The sequence below is a fragment of the Sphingomonas parva (ex Maeng et al. 2020) genome (genome assembly GCF_004564275.1).
GTDB lineage: Bacteria > Pseudomonadota > Alphaproteobacteria > Sphingomonadales > Sphingomonadaceae > Allosphingosinicella > Allosphingosinicella parva.
In genome coordinates, this window is record NZ_SPDV01000041.1 from 1 (window position 1) to 16198 (window position 16198).

The window sequence follows — 16198 nt, forward strand, 5'->3', positions numbered from 1 at the left end:
CCGAGCCGGCCGAAGCCGCCGAGGCGCCGGCGGAAGCGCCGGCCGCCGAGGCGTCCGCGGAGACCGAGGAGGCTGCCGCCAAGCCCAAGCGCGCGCGCAGGGGCCGCGGAAAGTCCGCTGCCGCCGAAGCGCCGTCGTCCGGCCCCGAGGCCCCTGCCGCAGCCGAGCCCACTCCGGAGGCGGCCAACGATCCGGCGCCGGCCGAAGCTGAGCCGGAGGCCCCGGCGGGACCGCCGCGTCGCGGCTGGTGGCAGCGCACCTTCGGGAACTGATCCGGCGGCGCGCAGCCGCGCCGCGCGATCGAAACGCTGAGGAGGTGGAAGCGAGCGTCGCTTCCACCTCCTTTCGCATCAGGCGCAGGCGGACCGCCGCGCGCTTGATTCCCCTGTCGCGCTGGTTCAGCCTGCAGTCACGGGGCGGGACGCTCATCTGACGTTAAGGGCCTCGCAGCGATAGGGACGACCATGCCTGAAGTCCGCTCACCCCGTCCCGGCCGCGGCCATTTCCTCGTCCGGCTGCTGATGCTGCTCAGCCTCAGCTTCGCGTTCGCGATGCAGCCGGCCGCGGCGCAGTCGATCCTCCGCGACGCCGAGACCGAGGCGCTGTTCCACGAGATGTCGAAGCCGCTGATCGAAGCGGCCGGGCTGAGCCCCGACAACGTGCAGGTTGTGCTCATCCATGACGGGTCGATCAACGCCTTCGTCGCGGGCGGGCAGGTGGTCTACGTCCACTCCGGCCTGATCGCCGCCGCCGAGAGCGCCAACGAGGTGCAGGGCGTGATCGCCCATGAGCTCGGCCATATCACCGGCGGCCACGTCCTTCGCTTCAACGAGGGCGTGAAGATGGCGACGGGGATCATGATCCTGTCGATGGTGCTCGGCGCCGCCGCGCTCGCCGCCGGATCCGGAGACGCGGGCATGGGCATCATCGCGGCCGGCCAGCAGGCGGCGATGGGCAAGTTCCTGGCCTTCACCCGCACGCAGGAATCCTCGGCCGATCAGGCCGGCGCGAGCTTCCTCACCAAGGCCGGGATCAGCGGCAAGGGCTCGCTGAGCTTCTTCAAGAAGCTGCAGAACCAGGAATTCCGCTACGCCATTCCGCAGGAAGACAGCTACGCGCGCACCCACCCGCTCACCGGCGAGCGCATCCAGGCGCTGGAGCAGGTCTATCATTCGGATCCGGCCTGGGAGAAGCCGAGCGACCCTGCGCTCGAGGCCCGCTTCCAGCGCGTGAAGGCCAAGCTGGCCGGCTTCGTCGACGATCCGAAGCGCACGCTGGCCCTCTATCCCGAGACCAACAAGACCGTCCCGGCCCGCTATGCGCGCGCTTATGCGTGGCACAAGACCGCCTTCCCGGAGAAGGCGCTGGCGGAGGTCGACAGTCTGCTCAAGACCCAGCCGAACGACCCCTATTTCCTCGAGCTGCGCGGCCAGGTGCTGCTCGAATCCGGCCGGCCCGAGGAGGCGCTGGAATCGCTGCGCCAGGCGGTTCGCTACGCGCCCAACGAGCCCCTGATCTCGTCGCTGCTCGGCCACGCGCTGATCGCCACCGAAAAGCCCGACAATTTCATCGAGGCGAAATCGGTGCTGAAGGCGGCGATCGGCCGCGACAACAGCAATCCGTTCGCCTGGTACCAGCTCGGCATCGTCTACGATCGCGAGGGCGATCACGGCCGGGCGGCGCTCGCCACCGCCGAGCGCTACAATCTCGAGAACCAGCCGCGTCTCGCGCTTGCCAATGCCGAGCAGGCGCTCCAGAGCATCCCGACCGGCAGCTCCGACTGGATCAGGGCGCAGGACATTGCGATGGTCTCCCGCACCGCGGTGGAGACCGAGAAGAGAAAAGGCAGCGATGGCGTCCGTTGAGCCGGCCAGGCCGGGTGGAGTGAAGACCGGCCTCGCGGCAGGCGTTCTCGGCATTGTCATCGGCGGCGCCGCCATGGCCCTCTGGGTCCAGGGGCGGGGCGGCACGGCAAGCGACGAGCAAGTCGGCGAGACGGTCCGTGCCTATCTCCTCGAGCATCCCGAGGTCATTCCCGAGGCGATGCAGCGCCTCCAGGAGCGCGAGGCGGGCAAGATCGTTTCGGCGAACCGTGCCGCCTACGAGACTCCATTCGCGGGCGCCTGGGCCGGCGCCCAGGACGCGGACGTCGTCCTGGTCGAGTTCTTCGATTATGCCTGCGGCTATTGCCGGAAGAGCAATGCGGATGTCGATCGGCTGCTCGCCGAGGACAAGAAGCTGAAGGTGGTGTGGCGCGAATGGCCGGTGCTCGGGCCGGACAGCGAGCGTGCCGCCCAGGTCAGCCTCGCCGCCGCCAAGGAGGGCCGCTTCCGCGACTATTTCCACCGTCTCTACGCCCTCGGCCGGCCGAGCGAGAGCACGATCAACCAGGCCGCCGCGGCCGCCGGCGTCTCCCCCCAGCGCATTGCCGAAATGGCGGGCTCGGCCGAGGCGAAGAACGAGCTCGGCAAGAACTTCCAGCTCGCCCAGGCGCTGAACGCCAGCGGCACGCCGACCTTCATCGTCGGTGACCGAGTCCTGCACGGCGCCGTCGGCTATGACGAGCTCAAGAAGGCGGTCGGAGAGGCGCGCGAGAGCTGAGGAAGCCGACGCGCGCAGGCGCCGCGGCCGACCATCAAGGAGCCTTCAGGCGGTGGGCCGCGCTTTCGCCGGCAGCGTCCGCACCGGCGGCCTCGCCATCGACTCGATCACTCAATCAGCCAGCACCTCGGCTATGCGCGGGTTGAATTCGCCGTCGGGCGGAGACCCCGCCGCGATGGCCTTCGCGCGGAGCTCCGAGCGGTTCCCGACCAGGGTCATGCCGTGATCGGTTCCGGCGATCTCGACGTAGCGCCCGGTTCCGGGCCGATGGAAGTCGGCGATATCGGCGATCATCCGATGGTCGCTGTCGAACAGCGCAACCACGTCGGACTCGCCGTAGAGCGCGAGGACGTTGGTCCTGGCGTCGCGCCATGCCTTGATCAGCGGCTGGTGCGGCAGGTCCTGCGCGAAGCTGTAGTGCCGCCCGAAGACGCGCTCGCCGCCGTCCCAGGCGAGGACGTCGCGCAGCGCCTGCGCCGCCGCTGGATCGTCGCGAATGATGTCGGCCGGGGCGCGACGCTCGAGATAGAAAGCCTCAAGCCGCCGGCGGTTGCGCTCGGCACGGTCGGCTTCGGCGGCGGGGTCGGCGCCGGTGAGCAGATAGGCTTGATAGACGTCGACGTCATGATGGTAATCGGCCCAGTTGCGAAGCACCGTCCCGTAGACGGCGACCCCGCGCGGCGGCTGCTCGGCCGCCAGCATCGGCGCCTCGAGCCCGCCGAGTGAATGGCCCAGCATGAAGATGCGGTCCTGCCCGAAGCTCTCGGCCAGCTTGCGATAGGCGGCCCGGAAGGCGTCGAGCTCCACCTCATAGCCGGTGTCGACGCAGCGCGGGCCGCCGGCGCTGTCGCCGACGCCCGGCTTCTCCACCCGATAATAAGCGATGCCGCGGCGGATCAGCTCCTCGCCCAGCCGGTGGTAGGGTCCGTCCGCCGGGGATTCCACCGTGGTGCAGGTGAAGCCCTGGATCAAATAAACGACCGGCGGGTTGGCGACGCCGTTCGGAGTGACGAGGATGTCGCGCAGCTGCCCGCCGCGGAACGGCACCGTCCCGTAAACCGTCTCGCCCCCGGCGAAGCTCTCGGTGGGCCGGCCGAGCGCCTTGCCGCGCAGCCGCACCGCCTTGCCGCCCCGGTCTACGCGAAGCTCGACGGGATCGCCGGCGATCAGGCCCGAGGCATAAGCGACGACGTCCTGGCTGCGCGCCACCGGCTTGCCGCCCGCGGCGACGATGCGATCGCCCTGGCGCAGCCCGAGGCGCTCGGCCGTCTGGCCGGGCAGGACGCGATCGACGAGCGGCGGCCCTTCCGGCGCATTGGCGCCGCTCGCCATGGCGATGCCGAGGCTGGCCCGGCGCGGCAAGGTCTGCGCCGCGGCGGCAGTGGAGAGCCCGGCGAGGACGAGCAGGGCAGTGGAGGCAAGAGGGTGGCGCATCCCCGGGAGACTAGCCGCGGTCCCCGCAAAGACGATTGTCTCGTCTTGCTAATATTGCGCGATCGCGCTGCTAGCGGGCGCCGAGACGCGCGAGCACCTCGCTGGGGATCCGATATTCCGCGATCGCGTCCTGGTGGCGGCGAATGCCGCAGGCCTCGCGCTGGATGAAATAGGCCTGGACGGCGTCGGCGGCCTCGCGGCGAAGCGCGTCGCGGCCTTCCTGGTCGGGCTCCGCCGCGCGCAGCGCCGCAAGCTTCTGCTCCATCAGCCGTCCCGCCTGGCCGAGCGTGCCCGCTTTCTCCGCCAGGATGTCGAGCTCGAGCCCGGCAAGGTCGCGCGGCGAGGGGGTGGCGGAGATCGAAGACGGTGGGCGAAAGGACATGCGCGGGCTCGTCTGGCGGTACGAGCCTCCCAGATGTGGTCGGAGCGGCGCGACGGCAAGCGCAGCCGGTCAGGCGTCCTCGTCGCCGCGCCCCTTGAACCCCTGGGCGACGACATACCATTCGGACGAGCCCTTGCGGCTTGCCGGAGGCTTGGCGTGCTTGACGGTGGTGAAGCGCCGCTTGAGCTCCGCGACCAGATTGTTGTCGGCGCCGCCGGCCAGCACCTTGGCGATGAAGGCGCCGCCGGGCTTGAGCACCTCGCTGGCGAACTCCAGGCCCGCCTCGACCAGCGCCATCGTGCGCAGGTGGTCGGTCTGGGGATGGCCGACGGTGTTGGCGGCCATGTCGGAGAGGACGAGATCGGCGGGGCCGCCGAGCGCCTCGCGCAGCCGCTCGGGCGCGTCCTCCGCCAGGAAGTCCATCTGCAGGATCACGGCGCCGTCGATCGGATCGGTGGGGAGAAGATCGATGCCGACGACGCTCGACTTCGGCAGCCGCTGACGGACCACCTGGGTCCAGCCGCCGGGCGCGATGCCGAGATCGACGACGCGCTCATTGCCCTTGAGGAAGTGGAAACGCTCGTCGAGCTCGATCAGCTTGTACGCGGCGCGCGACCGATAGCCCTCCGCCTTGGCGCGTTTGACGTATGGATCGTTGAGCTGCCGCTCGAGCCATTTGGTCGAGCCGATCTTGCGCCCCTTCGCGGTTTTCACCCGCGTCTTGCCCTTCATGGCGTGTGCCCGTCGCGCGCCATCAGCGAACGCAGGATGCCCTCGCGGATGCCGCGATCGGCGACCCCGAGCGTCCTGGCCGGCCAGATGTCCATGATCGCCTCGAGAATGGCGCAGCCGGCGACCACCAGGTCCGATCGCTCGTTGCCGATGCAGGGCAGGGCGGAACGCTCCTGATGGCTCATCTGCGAGAGCATCCCGCTCACGGCGCGCATCGAATCCGCAGGTACCATCAGCCCGTCGACCGCCCGGCGATCGTAGCTCGGCAGGGCGAGGTGGACGCTGGCGAGGGTGGTCACGGTGCCGCTCGTCCCCATCAGCCGGATATTCTCCTTGGATGCGGGCAGCAGTTCCGAGAAGCGTCGGAAGGCATGGCGGACCCGCTCCTTCATGCGGCCGTAGGCGGCGAGCCGCTCGGCGGCATCGTTGAACTGGGTGCCTTCGCTCTCGGTCAGCGAGACGACGCCCCAGGGCGCGCTCCACCAGCATTTGATCCGCGGCGTGGCGTCGCCGTCGGTATCGACGAGGACGAGCTCGGTGGAGCCGCCGCCGATGTCGAAGATCAGTGCGGGGCCGTCGCCGGGCTCGAGCAGGCGATGGCAGCCGAGCATCGCGAGCCGCGCTTCCTCCTCGGGCGAGATGATCTCGAGCACGATCCCCGTCTCGCGGCGAACCCGCTCGATGAAATGGCGGCCGTTGGCGGCGCGGCGGCAGGCCTCGGTCGCGACCGAGCGCGCGAGGGTGACTCGGCGGCGGCAGAGCTTGTCGGCGCAGACGGCGAGGGCCGCGATCGCGCGGTCCTGGGCCGCGTCGCTGATCTTGCCGCTCGCGGCCAGCCCTTCGCCGAGCCGTACGACGCGGCTGAACGCGTCGATCACCGTGAAGCCGTCGTCGGAGGGGCGGGCGATGAGCAGGCGGCAGTTGTTGGTGCCGAGATCGAGCGCGCCATAGGTCTGGCGGGCCGTGCGGGCGCCGTACCGCGCGGAGGGCGGTCTGTTGTCCGCCGGCGCCGGGCCTGCTGCCGGCGGGAGCGGAGCCGAAGCGGCCTGCTGCGCCATGCGTATTCTCTTATTTTCTCTTGCGGAGCGGCGGGTGCCGCGCCTGACTTGCCACCTTGGTACATGGCCGGGTGCGGTTCGGCAAGGCAGGCCTCCGTAGGATCACGGAAGCGCCGATTGGCCCCTTGACCGCCTCGGGCGAGCCCCCTATCTGCCGCCCCGGCGCTGCCCGATCGTCTAATGGTAAGACTACGGACTCTGACTCCGTCAATCGTGGTTCGAATCCACGTCGGGCATCCAGCTCCCCCTGAAATCGCCGATCGCGCGCCCTCTGCCCGCCGGGGCGGCTTGAACTTCGCCCGCTTTGCCGGTTAGCCGTCTTGCGAAGGCCATGCGCGAAAGGGGGCAGCAATGATCCGGACGATTGTCCTCGCGGCACTGATGACGGCCGGCGCGATCCCCGCCGCTGCCCAGCAGCCCGCGGCCACGCCGCACGCGGTGACGGTGACGGTGAACGCCGACCGGCCGGGCCCCGTGATCGACCGCCGCATCTTCGGCCAGTTCGCCGAGCATCTCGGCACCGGCATCTACGGCGGCATCTGGGTGGGCCCGAACAGCCGCATTCCCAACACGCGTGGCTATCGCAACGACGTCGTGCAGGCGCTGAAGGACCTGAAGGTGCCGCTGGTGCGCTGGCCGGGCGGCTGCTTCGCCGACGAATATCACTGGCGCGAAGGGATCGGCCCGCGCGGCCAGCGGCCGGTGAAGATCAACACCCATTGGGGCGGCGTCACCGAGGACAATGCCTTCGGCACCCACGAGTTCATGGATTTCGCCGAAATGATCGGCGCCGAGGCCTATGTCTCCGGCAACGTCGGCAGCGGCACGCCGCAGGAAATGGCGGAGTGGGTCGAGTACATGACCGCGCCGGCCGGCAGCCTGGCCGAGCTGCGCGCCCGCAACGGCCGCAAGACGCCGTGGAAGCTGCCTTATTTCGGCCTCGGCAACGAGCTCTGGGGCTGCGGGGGCAGCATGAGGGTGGAATATGCCGCCGACCTCACCCGGCGCTACGGCACCTTCGTCAAGGTTCCGGCCGGTACCAGGACGCTGAAGATCGCGAGCGGCGCCAACAGCGGCGACTATCACTGGACCGACGTGATGATGCGCGAGGCCGGCAAGAACGTCGACGGTATCGGCGTCCATTACTACACTTTGCCCGGCGACTGGGCCCACAAGGGACCCGCGACCGGCTTCGACGAGGCGGCCTGGGCCCGCACGCTCGCCAAGACGCGGATGATGGACGAGTTCATCGTCCGTCATTCGGCGGCCATGGACAAATACGATCCCGAGAAGAAGGTGATCCTGGCGCTCGACGAATGGGGCACCTGGTACGATCCGACGCCGGGCACGAACCCGGGCTTCCTCCAGCAGGAGAACAGCCTCCGCGACGCGATCCTCGCCGCGATCAACATCAACATCTTCTCGCGCCATGCCGACCGGGTGCGGATGGCGAACATCGCGCAGATGGTGAACGTCCTCCAGGCGATGATCCTGACGCGCGACGCGCAGATGGTCCTGACCCCCACCTATCACGCGTTCAAGATGTACATCCCGTTCCAGGACGCGACCGCCATCCCGGTCGAGATCAACTCGCCCTGGTATTCCAAGGATCAATGGGTGCTTCCGGCGGTCGATGCGGCGGCGGCCCGCGGCAGGGACGGCAAGCTCTACGTCGCGCTGGTCAACGCCGATCCGAACCGGGGCGCCAGCCTCGACATCGCCGTCCCGGGGAGCCGTGTGTCCGGCACGATCCTCACTGCCGACAGGATGGATGCGACGAACGAATTCGGCAGGCCGGAAGCGGTCACGCCGCGCGCCTTCGACGGCGCCAGCCTGAGCGGCGGCACGCTCCGGGCGTCGCTTCCGCCCAAATCGCTGGTGATGCTCGCGATCGAATGATCAGGGGCACATTCGTGCCGTTTGGCCGTAAGAATACGAGGTAACTACAAGCACTTAGTCACCGGGCCTACCTGTTCGGCAGGTTTTGCGCCGCCCTTCGGGGCGGCGCCTCAGGACACAAATGGTGACGAGTTTCGCTTCCCGGCTCTCGCGGCGGCGCGGCAGCCTTGTTTTTCTTCTCCGCAGCCTGGTCGGCGCCTCGCTGGTGCTTGCCCCGACCGGAGCGCTGCCCGCGCGCCCCGCCGGTTCGCATGCGGCCGCACCGGCCGCCCGCGCGGCGCGTGCAGCGCCTCCGAGCCGCCGGAGCCTCGAGCGCGCGCTGAACTGGGGGATCGGGGCGATCGATGCCGACGCGGCCTATGCCCAGGGCGCGACCGGCAGGGGCGTGACCGTGGCGCTCATCGACACCGGCGTCAGCGCCGCCGGGACCGACCTCCTCGCCGGCCTCTCCGACAAGTCGATCGACGTCGTGGCCGATCGGGGCGAGGACGGCGGCGCGCGCCACGGCGCACAGACCGCGAGCCTGCTCGCCGCCCGCCATGACGGCCGGGGTTCCCTCGGCGTCGCCTATGACGCGACGATCCTCTCGGTCCGGGTCGACACCGCCGGCAGCTGCTCGAAGGCCTGTCGCATCAACGGCACCAATCTCGCCCGCGGGATCGATTATGCCGTCGAGCAAGGCGCGCGCATCATCGCGCTGCCATTGGAGGCGCCGAACCGGCTCAGCCAGATCGAGCCAGCGCTCGTCCGCGCGGTGGAGGCGGGCGCGCTGCTGGTGACCGCCGCCGGAAATCATGGTGACCCGGAACCCTCATGGCCGGCGCGCTACGCGGCCGATCCGCGCTTTGCGGGCTCGATCGTCATCGCCGGCGCGACCACTCCGTCCGGTCGCGTCGCCCGCTGGGCGAGCAAGGCGACGGGTGCCGAGCACCGCTATCTGGTCGCGCCCGGACAGAATCTCGTCACCAATTGCGGTCGGCGGAGCTGCGCCAAGGTCTCCGGCACGTCCTACGCCGTGTCGTTCGTGGCCGGCGCGGCCGCCCTGTTGCTGGAGCGTTATCCGCAGCTGCGCGGACCGGAGCTCGCGACGCTTCTGCTCGACAGCGCAGTCGATCTCGGCGCGCCGGGCGCGGATCCGGTCAGCGGGACGGGGATGCTGAACGTGGCGCGGGCGATGCGGCTCGCCCGGACGCAGCTCGCCGCCGGAGCGTCGGGCGGCGCAGCGGACGATCGTTCCTGAGCGCCAGGGCCGCGCTGTGGCTTTCACGTGGCTGGCGCTCAGGAAAACTACTGCTCCCAATGGTTTAACCATGTCCTGAAACCTCCTGCTTACCGTGCGGTGAGACTCTCGGCCGAGGCGCATGGGGATGGACTCCCGTGCGGATCGGGAGGCTTTCATGACCATCTTCACGAAGCGATATGCCGCCGCGCTGGCGGCCGCGTCGCTCTGCTCGGCCCAGGCCGCGCAGGCCGACATGGGGTGCTGGAACAACGAGCAGGCGGCCGCCGCGAAGGTGCGCGATCTGCAGTCGCGGCTGATGGTCGCGAGCCTGCGCTGCCGCGCGATCGGCATCGACGTGCTGGCGCCCTACAATGCATTCGTCAGCGGCAACAGGACGACGCTGCAGGCGGCCAACACCGTGCTCCGCGCCCAGTTCGCGGCCGGCTACGGCGCGGCAGGCGAGAGCGCCTACGACCGGTTCACCACCGCGCTCGCCAACGAATATGGCGCCGACGCGACCACCGACGCGATCTGCGCCGAGACCGCCGATGCCGCGCTGGAGGGCGCCGAAGCGGCCGGCGACACCCGCAAGCTGCTCGCCGTGGCCGAGCGGCTCGGGCCGTCGCCGGAGCTTCCCGGCGGCGAGTGCCCGATCGTCTTCTCGGCGCGCTGAAGGCGGCTTTCGAAAAGGGCGCGAGCGCGATCGCGCGATTGCGCGGACGCTGATCGAGGTTCATCCTCCCACCGGCCCAGGTTGGGGGGAGATTCGACGATGCGCAGGCTTAGCCTGTGGTTCGGCAGGCGGTTCTGATGCCGGCGTTGAGGGGTACGGACGCCGCCGGCGGCGCGGCGCCTCCCGTCTGGATCGTCACCGGATTGCCCGGCAGCGGGAAATCGACCACGGCACGCGCGCTCGCGCGACGCCTGCCGCGGGCGGCGCATATCGACGGAGACCTCCTGCAGGCAATGGTCGCGGGCGGCGCCGTCGGACCGGGCGAAGCGCCGGAAGCGGAATCACACGCGCAGATCGCGCTCAACCTGCGTCACCAATGCCTGCTCGCGCGGTCGTTCGCCTGCGCGGGCTTCGTGCCGGTGATCGACTATGTCGTCGTCGCCCGGCAGATGCTCGATCTCTACCGGCGCAGGCTTCGCCGCCACAAGCTGCGGCTGGTCGTCCTCTCGCCGTCCCCGGAGACGGTGGCGCGACGCCGCGCCGAAAGAGGCGAGACAGGCCCAGACCGCTGGGCAGACCTCGGCGCGTGGATGAAGGCCGATCTCGGCGCGGACGGCCTGTGGATCGACAATGACGGCATCGGCGTCGCCGAACTCGTCTCGCGGATCCTGGCACGCGAGGCCGAGGCGGCGTTTTAGCCGAGCTCCACCTTGATCACCGCCGCGGCCTCCAGCGCGTCGAGCAATGCGAGCGCCTGCTCCCCCAGGTCCGCTCCGTCGATCGCGACCTCCGCTACGGTGCTGCCGCCGTCGATGCGATCGAGCAGGCGAAGCGCGGCGGTATCGAGGGGGTAAGGCGGGCGATAGCGCTTGAACCGCGCCTCGAAGCCGTGCGGGGTCCGGGCGATGCGATCGAGCCCGTCGCCGAGCCGCACCCGGCGGGAGAGGCGCAGCCGCCGGCGCTCCGGATCGGTCAGCGTCAGCCGGCGGCCATCGAAGACGAAGCTGGACGCCTCGTAGCGGCACCCGCTCTCGAGCAGCTCGGCCGCGGTGCGGGGAAGCTCGGTTCCCCCGCGGGTATCGATCCCGTAGGTCGGTGCTCCGGCGGCCTCCGGTGCGCAGCGGCCGATGTAGCCGCCGAGCGCTGCGCCGAGCCGATCGAATTCGGGGCCGCGGCACGCCGGCGCCAGCGGAGCGGACGAGGCCAGCACGCCCCAGCCGCTTGCGCCCGCCGCGATCGCGCCGGGCGGCAGATCCGGCGCGCCGGTGAAGACGGGAGGCCTTCCGGGCTCTCCGCCCTCCTGCCATTCGTCGATCCCGGCCGCCTTCGCAGCCGCGCCGAGCTGGCGCAGCAGGGCGGCCGCGACGGCTTCGGCGAGGCGCTCGGGTGCGGGGGCGCTGGGCGCGCCGAGGATGGCGCGTGCGACGCGCGGCGCGAGCGCTTCGGGGACCTCGCCGGCGGCCCAGTGAAGCGCCGCCCGCAACCAGCCGAGGAATGCTTCCTCGCGGCGAGCAGCCTGGCAGTCGATCTGGGCGCGGCAGACGTTGCGATAGACGAGATCGCTGACCGAGCGCAGCCCGAGCGTGCCGGCGAATGCCGTGTCGACATAGGCCGCGGCCCGCTCGACGTCGCCGAGCCGCCGGTAGAGGCGCGAGAGGTTCAGGCAGTTGATGTAAACGAGGTGCCAATCGGGCCGCTCCAGGCCGGCGAGACTCTGCTCGATCGCGCATTCGAGCGCGAGCGCGTCGTCGATCCTGCCGAGCCGGAGCCGGTTCAAGGCAGCGATGTTGAGCAGGTAGAGGAACTGCCGTTCCGGCACCTCGCTCTTCAGCAGCTCGATCGCGGCGGAGAAGCGCGGCTCCGCCTGCTCCGCTTCGCCGGTCATCACCAGGCCCCAGGCCTTGCACTGGAGCAGCACGCCGCGCAGGGCGGTCGGGAGACGCGGATCCGGATCGGCGGCCGCCGCCGCAGCCTCGAAATCCATCAGCGCGATCCGCATTCCCTGGAGCTGGAGCTCGACCGCCGCCGGCGTGACGACGCCGCTCGCAGCACTCCGCGCCGCCTCGAGCAGCCGGCGCGCGATGCCGTAGCCGCCTTCCGCGAACCGCTGCGCTGCCTCCGCGCAGAGAAAGGGGACGTCGTTCGCCGTCGGACCGTGTCGCAGCAAGGCATAGGCGCGCAGCCAGCCGTCGCTCGCCGCCGCGATCGCCCGATGGGCGCCGGCGGGCGTCGCCCCCTGTCGCGCGGCGGGCTCCACGAGCAACGCGCCGCCGCGAAGCAACATCCCTTCGTCGGGGCGCGCGTCCGGGGCGAGCGTGGCAGCGTCCGCCGGCGAGATCGGCCCGGGGATCCGGGCGAGGAGCTCAGGCGGGCGAGGCGGGGGCGGTGGAAGCGGGCGGGCGGGGAGCGGCGTGAGCTCCCAGCCCGGCGGCGCCTGCCCGCCGCCAAAGCTGGCCAGGACCAGCCGATGAGGGCCGTCGCGCGCTGCCTCCGCCAGGAAGCGGGCCAAGAGAAGATCCTCTCGCTCCCAGCCAGGCGAATCTACGGCCGGAAGGATGATCACGAAGACCGCCGGCTCGCGCTCGGCGTCGGCCGCCTCGATCAGGCGCAGCGCGTTGTCGAGGGCGGCAGTGACGAGGCGGTCTCCGCTGGTCTCGGCGTCGACCACGCGCGCGACGGTGTCGCTATAGTCCGGCGTTGCTCCCGGCCGGAGATTGGGGGCTGCGAGCGGCTGGACCGCATCCGGCTCAGGAAGCCCGAGCTGGGCCGCGAACTGGCGGGCGAGCGACTGGCCCTGCCAGGCGCCGAGCCACAGATCCGCGACGAGCAAGGTTCCGGGCGGTCCCTGCCGCTCCAGCGCAATGCGCAGCGCCGCCAGGTTCGATGGGGAGACGAGCGAGGCCTTCGGCGGGACCGCGTGCCGCGTGATCGTGCGGCGACGATCGCGCTCGCGCCCGTACGTCACGGCTCTTCCGGGTGGCCGACGGCGCAGAGGTAGATGGACGAGTGATTGATCCCGTCGATGTGCAGGAGCTTGTCGACGTCCCGATCGAAGAAGCCGCCGATGCTGGTCGCCTTGAGGCCCATGGCGATCGCGGCGAGCGTGAGGTTCTGGCCGAGATGGCCCGCCTCGAGGAACACGAAGCGATAGCCCCTGTCGCGATATTTGAACGTGCTGCGCTCGAACATCGCAGTGACGAAGAAGACGATCGAGGCGCTGGCGGCGAGCTCGGGCTGAACCAGGGCGGCGGCGATGCGATCGCCATGATCCCCGGCGGCGAGGCGGCGAAGGTGATGATGGGCGGCCGAATAATGGTAGAGGCCTGGCGCCAGCCCCTCGACATGGCTCGAGTGAAAATAGAGCTCGAGCGGGTAGAGGCCGCCGCCGGACGGGATGGTGCGGAACGGGCGGGGATGCACGGTCCCGACATTGTCCCGCGTGACGCCATAGGCCCAGAACAGCAGGGAGCCGAGCTGCTCCAGCGTGACCGGCCCCGGCGCCATGCCGCGTGCCGACTCGCGCGCGGCGAGCACCTCGTCGAGCGGCGCCGCGAGCGGCGTCCGCGTCTGCGGCAGCGCAACCAGCGGGTAGCTCGCATAATCGAGCGACTCGAGCCGCGCCTGCATCTCGGCGACGACCGCATCGTTGGTCGGGAAGGGATCGAACCGGCCGGTCTTCGAATTCTCGTGAAACCATTCCCACAGAAGATCGGGGGCGCCTTGCCCGATCGCGGCCCGCTCCCAGCGGGACATGTCCAGCGGACGGCTCATGGGAAGGGATGGGGGTAGGGATTGTCCCCGCCGGGCTCGACGGGCCGGTGACCGAGGCGCTGCGGCACGGTCCACAACCGCTCGCCGCCCCGTGCCCTGACGATGTGGCCCATGTGCAGCGGATGGTACCCTGGGATGATGGCCCGGACGACCCGCAGCCCGGCTTCGGCGACGTCGGGCGTGGAGAGATCGACGGCCAGCGGGCGGTGGCCGGTCTCGGTGATCCGTCGCAGGAGATGTTGCAGGCACTCGGCAGGTGAGCCGCTGTGCGTGGTTGGAAGATCGGCAAAGTCGATCACCCGGTCCGACGCCCACAGCCATCGCGCCAGCGCGAGGCGCTCCGCATCGTTCCAGAAGCGCAGATGGGTGACCTGATCGACGACGTTGGTGTGGCCCGCGACGAACGGGACGTCGGGCGTCGTGTTTCGCAGCTGCCACATGTAGCGCTCGGTGTGGGCGAGCTCCTCGAGGCACTTGCCGACAGCATCCTCGGCATCGACCGAGGTCGAGGCGGCGACGACGAGCGGCAGCCCGCAGGGCGAGAGGCTGCGCAGCGTGCCCACGATGCTGGGGATCAGCGAGTCGGTGGTCGCATCCATCAGATCGACCCGATAGCCGGCCGCGGCGAGGCGGCCGACCAGGTCGCGGTTCGCGGCGCTGAGCGAGGACAGCTCGATGCGGGGATGCGAGAGCCGCCCCTGCCAGGTGAGTGTGAAGGCGTCCCGCTCGATCACCTCGCACAGGCCGCCGATCGTCGCTTCCTCGATGCTGCAGTGGCAGGCGAGGCCGGTCGAGATCGGCTGGGCGATCGGCACCTCGCCGGCGGCGCGATCGAAGAAATAGGGAACGTAGACGAAGCAGGCGGGCACGCCGACGGCATCTCCGGTGACGAGGTCGCGCGCCATCGTCCAGCGAAGCGGCGTGCCGTCGTGCCACGGCTCGAAGACGAAGCCGGGAGTGCCGAACTGGTCCGGCGCGAACAGAGCGAACGAGGCCGGATCAACGCAGGGGAAGGGCGCCTCCAGGCGCGACCAGATCGGGAGCTCGGCGGGATCGAAGATCGCTGCGCAATAACGCTCGACCGCCTCGCCGAGCGTCTTGGCGAGCGCCATCTCCCGAGTCGCCGCGGCCGCGCTCGCGACGTCGAAATTGGATTGCGGGCAAAAGGCCTTGGTGTCGCTCGCGCGGGCCGCATAGCGAAAGAAATCGGGCGCCCCCGCCTCCTTGGCGTTTTCGGAGACATATTGGATGATGCCGACCCGGGGATCGACGAGATCGTCGAACATGTCGCGCAGCCGGCGCAGCGATGCGGGTGCCGGCTGGTAGCCCATCAGCGGTTCATCAGCGCCGTCATCGGGACCATCTTGCGCTGGTTCACCGGTACGGCCTCGTGGAGCGGACTGCACACGGCGCAGCGGGGCGCCTTGAAGACCCGGCGCCGGGACATCGAGGCACCGAACAGATTGTACTCGATCAGATGGCCGACCCGCCACTGCGGCAGCGCCGCGTAGAAGCGGTGGATCTCGAAGGCCGCGATCTCGGCGGTGATCGCGAGCAGCGCCGGATGCCCGACCGAAACGTGCTGGCCGCGGTGCGCCTGCGCCTCGGCGAGGCGCCGGTCGGCCGAGTTGACCAGATTGGCGTTCTGGCGCGCGCGCAGGCATGCAAGGCAGGCGGTCTCGCCGGGCACGACGAAGGGGCCGACGTAGCCGATCAGTTCCTCGATCGTCACCGGGAGGAAATGCACGTCGTGCTGGTGCGCGACCCGGTTCCAGCGCAGGAGCAATTGCTGGCCGCCGAAATCCGAGGCTGCGACCAGGCAGTGCGGCCTGGTGTCGGCGACCTGCTTCTCCCAGAGAGCGGCGGGAGTTACGCGACCCAGAACGTTCACTGCGTCGGTGCATCCGACAGGATCGCCCCGCAGCATCGGATCGTCCACGAAGTCGATCGTCTGGACGCCGACTGCGGCCAGCGTCTCGGCGATCCTGAGGCCGATGCGGTTCACCCCGGCAATGGCGATGCGCAGGCTCGCCATCCGCCGGCCGCTGCTCTCCGGATCCTGGCGGAACTGCCAGTAGAGCAGGTCGGTCTCCGTTTCCTCCGCTTCGGACAGGTTCCCGACCGCGGGCACCAGGATCCGGCGACTTTCGAGATAGGCGAGCAGGGCAAGGATCTGCGGCCGATCGGGCTCGGCGAACAATCCCGCGACAGCCTCGGCGGTGGTCGGGCCGTGCTCGAAGGCGGTGACGATCGTCTCGAGCACCAGGGCCGCCTCGTCGCCGCCGAGCAGCAGCTGCTCGATCCCGCGGCGGACGATCAGCCCCTCGGGGCGGCGGATGAGCTGGAAGGGCAGCAGGCGCAGGAGGGGCGGGCGAGTCTCAGCCATGCGGAGCAACGCTTTCCCTGAGCTCGGCGGGCGGTGCGGC

General features: G+C 70.2%; 15 protein-coding genes and 1 tRNA gene. 8 read left to right on the plus strand and 8 right to left on the minus strand.

Going from position 1 to position 16198, the window contains the following annotated elements; genetic code table 11:
- The 3 genes from E2493_RS21360 to E2493_RS17130 form a co-directional block, all read left to right on the plus strand.
- Positions 1 to 272 (plus strand): hypothetical protein (locus tag E2493_RS21360; protein ID WP_167737600.1); only part of this gene is annotated, 272 nt, incomplete at its 5' end.
- Between the two features lie 192 nt (positions 273 to 464).
- Positions 465 to 1865, plus strand: a complete 1401-nt coding sequence (locus E2493_RS17125) for a M48 family metalloprotease (RefSeq protein ID WP_191993017.1) — start codon at positions 465 to 467, stop codon at positions 1863 to 1865.
- Positions 1852 to 2601 (plus strand): DsbA family protein, encoded by a 750-nt coding sequence (locus E2493_RS17130; protein ID WP_135089274.1) that lies wholly within the window; start codon positions 1852 to 1854, stop codon positions 2599 to 2601. Before E2493_RS17125 ends, E2493_RS17130 begins: the two co-directional genes overlap by 14 nt.
- A 111-nt stretch (positions 2602 to 2712) precedes the next feature.
- Here E2493_RS17130 and E2493_RS17135 read toward each other — a convergent pair whose 3' ends face one another.
- From E2493_RS17135 to E2493_RS17150, 4 genes are all read right to left on the minus strand, one after another.
- Complete coding sequence (locus tag E2493_RS17135) at positions 2713 to 4035, minus strand: alpha/beta fold hydrolase (RefSeq protein ID WP_135089277.1); 1323 nt, start codon at positions 4033 to 4035, stop codon at positions 2713 to 2715.
- 70 nt (positions 4036 to 4105) lie between these two features.
- Positions 4106 to 4417: a DUF6665 family protein gene (locus tag E2493_RS17140; RefSeq protein WP_135089279.1), complete on the minus strand. Its 312-nt coding sequence runs from the start codon at positions 4415 to 4417 to the stop codon at positions 4106 to 4108.
- A 69-nt stretch (positions 4418 to 4486) separates the two neighbouring features.
- Positions 4487 to 5149, minus strand: a complete 663-nt coding sequence (locus E2493_RS17145) for an RlmE family RNA methyltransferase (protein ID WP_135089282.1) — start codon at positions 5147 to 5149, stop codon at positions 4487 to 4489.
- Complete coding sequence (locus E2493_RS17150; protein ID WP_135089285.1) at positions 5146 to 6207, minus strand: Ppx/GppA phosphatase family protein; 1062 nt, start codon at positions 6205 to 6207, stop codon at positions 5146 to 5148. The genes E2493_RS17145 and E2493_RS17150 overlap by 4 nt, the downstream gene beginning before the upstream one ends.
- A 166-nt stretch (positions 6208 to 6373) precedes the next feature.
- On the opposite strand from E2493_RS17150, the gene E2493_RS17155 reads away from it, so the two are divergent.
- The 5 genes from E2493_RS17155 to E2493_RS17175 all read left to right on the plus strand — a co-directional run bounded on the left by E2493_RS17155 (position 6374) and on the right by E2493_RS17175 (position 10699).
- Positions 6374 to 6447: transfer RNA gene (locus E2493_RS17155), tRNA-Gln, on the plus strand.
- 111 nt (positions 6448 to 6558) lie between these two features.
- Positions 6559 to 8106 carry an alpha-N-arabinofuranosidase gene (locus E2493_RS17160; RefSeq protein WP_135089288.1) on the plus strand — a complete coding sequence of 516 codons (1548 nt, stop codon included), beginning with the start codon at positions 6559 to 6561 and terminating at the stop codon, positions 8104 to 8106.
- A 124-nt stretch (positions 8107 to 8230) separates the two neighbouring features.
- Positions 8231 to 9346: a S8 family peptidase gene (locus E2493_RS17165; RefSeq protein WP_225421556.1), complete on the plus strand. Its 1116-nt coding sequence runs from the start codon at positions 8231 to 8233 to the stop codon at positions 9344 to 9346.
- Between the two features lie 157 nt (positions 9347 to 9503).
- On the plus strand, positions 9504 to 10001 hold the full coding sequence (locus E2493_RS17170; RefSeq protein ID WP_135089294.1) for a hypothetical protein: 498 nt from the start codon (positions 9504 to 9506) through the stop codon (positions 9999 to 10001).
- A gap of 137 nt (positions 10002 to 10138) precedes the next feature.
- Entirely contained in the window at positions 10139 to 10699 is a 561-nt protein-coding gene (locus E2493_RS17175) for an AAA family ATPase (RefSeq protein ID WP_135089297.1), read from the plus strand.
- On the opposite strand, the gene E2493_RS17180 is transcribed toward E2493_RS17175, so the two are convergent.
- Genes E2493_RS17180 through E2493_RS17195 form a run of 4 tightly spaced genes read right to left on the minus strand, consistent with a single transcriptional unit; the run spans position 10696 to position 16158 of the window.
- A complete protein-coding gene (locus E2493_RS17180; RefSeq protein WP_135089300.1) occupies positions 10696 to 12966 on the minus strand; it encodes a hypothetical protein in 2271 nt (756 codons plus the stop codon). The two genes, E2493_RS17175 and E2493_RS17180, sit on opposite strands and share 4 nt — an antisense overlap.
- On the minus strand, positions 12963 to 13772 hold the full coding sequence (locus tag E2493_RS17185) for a SagB/ThcOx family dehydrogenase (RefSeq protein ID WP_225421557.1): 810 nt from the start codon (positions 13770 to 13772) through the stop codon (positions 12963 to 12965). The genes E2493_RS17180 and E2493_RS17185 overlap by 4 nt, the downstream gene beginning before the upstream one ends.
- On the minus strand, positions 13769 to 15103 hold the full coding sequence (locus E2493_RS17190) for a YcaO-like family protein (RefSeq protein WP_135089303.1): 1335 nt from the start codon (positions 15101 to 15103) through the stop codon (positions 13769 to 13771). The genes E2493_RS17185 and E2493_RS17190 overlap by 4 nt, the downstream gene beginning before the upstream one ends.
- Complete coding sequence (locus E2493_RS17195) at positions 15103 to 16158, minus strand: TOMM precursor leader peptide-binding protein (protein ID WP_135089306.1); 1056 nt, start codon at positions 16156 to 16158, stop codon at positions 15103 to 15105. Before E2493_RS17195 ends, E2493_RS17190 begins: the two co-directional genes overlap by 1 nt.
- Positions 16159 to 16198: the final 40 nt, after the last annotated feature.

Coding starts and splice junctions, on each gene's coding strand:
- E2493_RS17125 (WP_191993017.1), top strand. CDS start 465: ATGCCTGAAGTCCGCTCACCCCGTCCCGGCCGCGGCCATTTCCTCGTC.
- E2493_RS17130 (WP_135089274.1), top strand. CDS start 1,852: ATGGCGTCCGTTGAGCCGGCCAGGCCGGGTGGAGTGAAGACCGGCCTC.
- E2493_RS17135 (WP_135089277.1), bottom strand. CDS start 4,035: ATGCGCCACCCTCTTGCCTCCACTGCCCTGCTCGTCCTCGCCGGGCTC.
- E2493_RS17140 (WP_135089279.1), bottom strand. CDS start 4,417: ATGTCCTTTCGCCCACCGTCTTCGATCTCCGCCACCCCCTCGCCGCGC.
- E2493_RS17145 (WP_135089282.1), bottom strand. CDS start 5,149: ATGAAGGGCAAGACGCGGGTGAAAACCGCGAAGGGGCGCAAGATCGGC.
- E2493_RS17150 (WP_135089285.1), bottom strand. CDS start 6,207: ATGGCGCAGCAGGCCGCTTCGGCTCCGCTCCCGCCGGCAGCAGGCCCG.
- E2493_RS17160 (WP_135089288.1), top strand. CDS start 6,559: ATGATCCGGACGATTGTCCTCGCGGCACTGATGACGGCCGGCGCGATC.
- E2493_RS17170 (WP_135089294.1), top strand. CDS start 9,504: ATGACCATCTTCACGAAGCGATATGCCGCCGCGCTGGCGGCCGCGTCG.
- E2493_RS17175 (WP_135089297.1), top strand. CDS start 10,139: ATGCCGGCGTTGAGGGGTACGGACGCCGCCGGCGGCGCGGCGCCTCCC.
- E2493_RS17185 (WP_225421557.1), bottom strand. CDS start 13,772: ATGAGCCGTCCGCTGGACATGTCCCGCTGGGAGCGGGCCGCGATCGGG.
- E2493_RS17190 (WP_135089303.1), bottom strand. CDS start 15,103: ATGGGCTACCAGCCGGCACCCGCATCGCTGCGCCGGCTGCGCGACATG.
- E2493_RS17195 (WP_135089306.1), bottom strand. CDS start 16,158: ATGGCTGAGACTCGCCCGCCCCTCCTGCGCCTGCTGCCCTTCCAGCTC.